Here is a 4809-nt window from a genome sequence, read left to right on the forward strand (position 1 = left end):
ATTGAATGTTTTTATGAACTAAAATTTAGAATGAACCGAAAAATAACAGAATCCCATTAAAAACGCACTGAATCAGGGGGTTTTGCAAAGCCTTCCCCAAGAGGAATGTATATGAATTACATAAAGCAGCTACTAATAATCCAGAATTGAGCGATCGATTTTATAAAAGAATGAATACCTATTTTAAAACTATTAATAAATAATTGAAAGGTTATCGAGAAGTCGAAATTGCTTTTTTTGAGTTTAGGATATTCAATTGTCCATTCGAATTATACTATTATATAATTTGAATATACTCTAATCTCCATGACGTCAAACTATATTTTAGTAGGAAGGGATATTGTTCTAACTATGGACTATAGGAGTACATAAGGAAATTCAATCGTTTTTGAAGCATATCGAAACATGATGAGAAACATGCTCTTAGGTAGAACTATAAACATAAACTTTGAGCGCTAATATGATAGAAAATCGGTACCGCCTCATGGATGTCACTACACGCCAGGTTGATAGCGGTAAGATCTTGGTATATTCTCATCGAGATCAAACTTCCAAATTGCTTGAGGCGTCAGAAGTACAACTACTGCTATCTTGCCGGAAGTTTGATACTCTTACAGGGCACGCGAAAGTTTATTTCCGTCAGCATAAGTTGATGCAATTAACCAACCCGGAAGGGTTGGTTGGTAAGCTATTTCGGTCGTTACTGCATTTTGCCTCAAAAGATGACATGGAGCTGCCAGTTCGTCAAAAAGAGATAAAGTCCATCAGACAACGACTACAAAAATGGGTAGAAGAAGGATGGCTGGTTTCAGAGCGGGAGCTTCAGCAAGAAATTACAACAGTAGGGCAACAGAACCGGACAAACAGTTCGGTCCCCGAAAGAATTGCGGTGATGGGCATCCCCACCCGAAATCGCCCTAAACTGTTGACCCGATGCTTAAAAAGTCATCTGAAAAACCTTCATCGCCATCAGCGTGAATGTACGATTCTAATTGTTGATGATTCCGATGAGCAAGCATGCATGGATGCCAATAGACAGGCAGTTGGGGAAATGTGCCGCCGGTATCAGCTTCCCTTTCACTGGATCGATCGAACAGCCCGCTATAGCTTTGCAAATGTTATTGCTAAGATTAGTGGAGCGCCTATTGAAGTAGTCCGTTTTGGCTTGTTAGGGGACTTACGCTGTGGGATTCGCACTGGAGCCTCCAGAAATACCTTGTTGCTGTTGGCAGCTGGAGAGCTTTCACTGCAAGTTGATGATGATACAATTTGCAATATTGTACGTCCACCGGATAGTACTGATGGAATTGCCCTTTCCTCTGAAGCCGAATGTAACCAATATTGGTATTATGATAACCTGGATCAGGCATTAGCACAAAGCTACAGAGAAGAGGGAGATATTTTGTCTCTCCATGAAGCGTTATTGGGAAAACATCCCGCTCAATTAATCGAGCAACATGATAGTGTGAAGATCGATCATCTGGGAAACACTCTGCTTAAAAAGTTGGAACAGCCAGAAGCTACAGTCGCTTTTACAATGGCGGGTGCTTTGGGAGATTGGGGTATGCATCGTCATTGGCCTCGATTAGGGTCTGAGGGCAGATACCAACGACTGGTAGAGAATCCAGATTCTTACCGAGATTATTTACGCACTCGCCAGCTATTTCGAGGTATTAATCAGCCAACGATAAGTGATGGAATGTTCTGCATTTCCATGCATATTGGGCTGGATACCTCTGAATTGTTGCCACCGTTTATGCCAGTGCAGCGAAGTTCAGATGGAATTTTTGGGCGGCTTATCCACTCCTGCTTTCCTTCCCTTTGTCAGGCCTATTTATCGCACGGAATTGTACATGCCCCAATCGGTCGGCCTGAAAAAGTTGATATTTCTCAGGCACTCGGAGTTGGGCCACTTCGTAGTCCGGATATTTTGAAGGCAATCCTTTTGGCTCCCGCCCAATTGTGGCCTATAGGAGAGGATCTACCCAAAAATTTACAGACAATAGGATCGTTTTTTTCGGACCTGAGTCAATACCCCATTTTTGAATTTAAGATGCGGGTGAAGAATTATTGCATAAAGAGGTTGCAGATGCAGATGAACTATCTCCAGCAGTGTCTTGACCAGCGGTGGGATGCCCCGGAATACTGGAAAAAAGATGTCAAGCGAGTTATTTCTAACTTTCAAGAACTAATGATCCAAGAGGATATGTGCATCCCATGCGACCTGCCGGGGACACCTGAAGAGAGAATGGTTATATTTAGAGATCTTTTAGGTAAATTTGGTAGACTCCTTATCCACTGGCCCGCTATATGGGAGGCTGCTGTTCAAATCCGAGAAAAGCAAGGACTATATACAGAAATTATAAGACATGAAGGAATTATTAATGAAAAAGATTGGGATGGGCTGAGGAACACGGTCTCCAACCAGATGAAAAAGCATGTTGATAGGTCGGAGAGATCTACCGAGGACGAGAGAGAAGAAGAATTAAAGATGGAACCTTATTTATCCCAACGGCAATCAAATAAGGTTGAGGTTATTCATGGCATGATGGCCACATATCCAGCCCGAAAAACACAACTTCTCAACACTATCGAAAGCATCATGGATCAAGTCCAGGGTCTGTTTATTTATCTGAACGAATACAGCGTTGAAGAATATGAAGAGCTGCGCAAAACCCTGCCTGATAAATGTGTACTGCTGTGGGATAGGGAGGAAGCCGGTAACCTAATGGATAGTGGCAAGTTTTATATGAGCGACAAATTGAAGGGGTATCACCTTGTGCTCGACGATGATCTGAGATACCCGTCTGACTTTGTTGAACGTATGGTGGGCGCCCATCAGAAGCTCAAAGAGTCCCGTTCCACAACGCTGGCTCTCGGCATGCATGGTCGCAAGATTCAGACCTTTCCATTACATTCTTACTTTGAAGACACTGAGGCATATCATTTTCAGAGAGGGCTTAAACATCATACCAAAGTAGATATACTGGGCACGGGAGGCGTACTGTTTCACAGAGGTGATTTGGACATGTGTCTTGAACGGTGCAAATCACACGGCATGGCGGACATCTGGTTTTCCATATCCTGTCTTAAGCAAGGGCTAGAGCGATATGTGATTGCCCATCCGGCTGGCTGGGTGCAGCAGCAGCCCGTAGAAAATAGCCTGTACCAACAACACTTGGGCAATGACCAGCAACATACAGAAATATTGAATAGTTTTGATTGGGACAGCGAAACCCGTGCTGAAAGGGATACAAATTCTTCCGATTGATTAGATATGCGGCTGAATCATTAGTTTTAACATTTATACTAAAAAGACAGTCATGTCTGAGATAAACAAGATTTTTGGAATCGGCTTTTTTAAGACAGGCACTGTGAGTTTATGGCGAGCCATTGAGTATTTAGGTTTTACTGTCCAGCACGGAATGGTACCACAGGGAGAACAGATACGGATAAATTTGGCAAACTTCGTCAGTCCGTGTCTATACGGGCTGCCCGAGGCTGATGCTTATATGGATATCGATGAGCTTCGTAATCATTTTGATCTACTGGACCGGGAGTACCCAAACAGCAAATTCATCTTGACAACCAGACCCTTGGAGGACTGGCTGGCGAGCGTTCAGGCCCAGAAGCATAAGCGGAGATCACCTTATTACCATGCTTTTGAGCACCAGGATCCGTTGCTACTCAAGTGGCACCGTACGGCACACCATAATGCAGTACGGGAGTACTTTGCAGATAGACCGGACGATATGCTGGAACTGAAAATATGTGAAGGTGAAGGCTGGGAGAAGCTATGTCCCTTCTTAGGAAAACCTGTGCCTAACATATCCTTTCCGCATGAGAATAAGTCGCCTACACATCTGAAAGCATCCCAATAGACTTTAGTAGAGGAGAAAGGGTGAAGACCTATTAAATAACTTTGGTCAGGTTTGTATTAGGATTTTCGAAGTAGACTGATAGAATCGAGCGAAACCTTCAACGTTCTTGAATTCTTCTAAAATCATTTTTTTCGGCCTCTTAGTTCGATATTATCATCATGATTTTTGGACCTATCTCACTACTATGCTGAAGCTTTATAGGGCAAGTCTAAGGAGGGTGCGCGTTGCATTAATTGTAAAGTAGTTAAGTGTCTCCTATTTCCTCTCCCTGATGTATGGGTAAATGGGGCTTGGGAATGTGTTATTTTCGACTTGTGAATTTATCATTCATTTTCCGTATTTAACGTACTTAATTGATGATGAAGGAAGTATCTCACAAGGGTCTTTCGCCACCGCTGTAGAATTTAATAAGTCATGGATCTATAGGGATAAGGGAAAGATTTGTTAGTAGGGATTTGGAAAGTTATTGCAAGGCTACAATACCAAGTAAATTATAAAGAAGGGTTTATGATTATGAGAGGATTATGGAAAGTGAGTGGTTTGGTGATTTTGGTAATGATCTGGATAGGCTGTCAGGATGATTATAGGCAGGAGGCGAGAGGAAATTACGGCGAAGCTGTGGTTGTCATGGACTCCACGCAGTGGGAGAGTCAAACTGCTCAGGCGATCCGCAGAACTTATGGTCGGGACATTACAACTCTGCCGGGTCTTACTCCCGAACCCCTGTACGACCTTCGGTTCCGGGATTTTAACAACGACAGCCAGCTGGAGCAGCTCAAGCGTAACAAAAACCTGATCATCGCGGCGCCTATCGACGACACCACCAACACGGGGCGGTGGATCCGGGCCCTGCTGAGCGACGAGGTGGAGGCGCAGGTGCGCAATGGCAAATCGTTTGCCTTTCCGATGCAGAACCAGTGGTACAAGA

2 protein-coding genes and 1 pseudogene are annotated in these 4809 nt (G+C 43.6%); all 3 read left to right on the forward strand.

Annotation, left to right across the window (positions count from 1 at the left end):
- Window positions 1–484: 484 nt before the first annotated feature.
- Window positions 485–3271, forward strand: coding sequence for a glycosyltransferase family 2 protein (locus BUB16_RS20910; protein ID WP_139240414.1), 2787 nt, complete (start codon window positions 485–487; stop codon window positions 3269–3271).
- A 52-nt stretch (window positions 3272–3323) separates the two neighbouring features.
- The gene (locus tag BUB16_RS20915) at window positions 3324–3881 is read left to right on the forward strand and encodes a sulfotransferase family protein (RefSeq protein WP_073068776.1); all 558 of its coding nucleotides are present in this window, start codon (window positions 3324–3326) and stop codon (window positions 3879–3881) included.
- Window positions 3882–4394: 513 nt separating this feature from the next.
- Window positions 4395–4809 (forward strand): annotated as a pseudogene (locus BUB16_RS20920) (DUF4837 family protein); the annotation flags it as partial.

This window comes from Fodinibius roseus, assembly GCF_900129315.1.
GTDB lineage: Bacteria > Bacteroidota > Rhodothermia > Balneolales > Balneolaceae > Fodinibius > Fodinibius roseus.